Genomic DNA, 254 nt, shown 5'->3' with positions numbered 1-254 from the left:
CACTATCAGTTCGAGACAATTCACCCGTATGACGATGGGAACGGCCGCCTCGGCCGCCTCCTCATCACGCTCCAACTCTACGACCAGGGATATCTAAAGCGTCCAAACCTCTACCTGAGTGAATACTTCAATCGGAATAAGGCGACGTACGTCGAGCGGATGAACGCCGTTCGAACGCGCGGTGACTGGGAGGCATGGCTGTCTTTCTTCGTGCGCGGTATCGCCCAGCAAGCGCACGAATCAGTCGAGCGAAC

The 254-nt window shown here is 56.7% G+C and carries 1 protein-coding gene; it reads left to right on the top strand.

The window, feature by feature from the left end; genetic code table 11:
• Positions 1-254, top strand: a 254-nt coding sequence (locus HKX41_12385; protein ID NNC24933.1) for a Fic family protein, incomplete at both ends; no start/stop codon positions are given.

The sequence above is a fragment of the Salifodinibacter halophilus genome (genome assembly GCA_012999515.1).
Taxonomy (GTDB): Bacteria; Pseudomonadota; Gammaproteobacteria; order Nevskiales; family Salinisphaeraceae; genus Salifodinibacter; species Salifodinibacter halophilus.
This window is presented reverse-complemented; position numbering and strand designations above follow the sequence as displayed.